We start from the raw sequence: 463 nt of genomic DNA on the forward strand, positions 1-463 counted from the left end.
CTATGTTTTCAAGGCGGATTATCGCAAGCTGACGCTCACGCCGTCGCTCGGATCGGTCTCGATCCTCGACGTCGTCGTGCCGGTCGACCGGCTGATCGCAACCGCTGCGGCGCTCGCCCTCACCGGTCTGCTCTACCTGCTGCTGCGCCAGTCCCGGATCGGCCGCGCCATCGTCGCTGTGCGGCTCGACCGTGACGCCGCGGTGCTGATGGGCGTCAATGTGCCCTCGATCTACGCCATTGCCTTCGGTCTCGGCGCGGCGCTCGCCGGCTGCGCCGGTGTGCTGATGGCATTGATCTTCCCGATCTCGCCGCTGACCTCGTCGGCCTATCTGGGCAAGGCCTTCGTGGTCTGCGTGCTCGGCGGACTCGGCAGCGTGTCCGGCGCGCTCGCCGGCGGATTGTTGCTGGCGCTGGTCGAGGGCGTCGGATCGACCTTCCTCGGCCCGTCGCATGCGACGACG

General features: G+C 68.3%; 1 protein-coding gene. It reads left to right on the forward strand.

The window, feature by feature from the left end:
- On the forward strand, nucleotides 1-463 hold a 463-nt coding region (locus AACY08_RS29455), incomplete at both ends, for a branched-chain amino acid ABC transporter permease (protein WP_339472605.1).

The sequence above is a fragment of the Pseudomonas sp. EL_65y_Pfl1_R83 genome, from assembly GCF_963970695.1.
Classification (GTDB): Bacteria; Pseudomonadota; Gammaproteobacteria; order Pseudomonadales; family Pseudomonadaceae; genus Aquipseudomonas; species Aquipseudomonas tritici.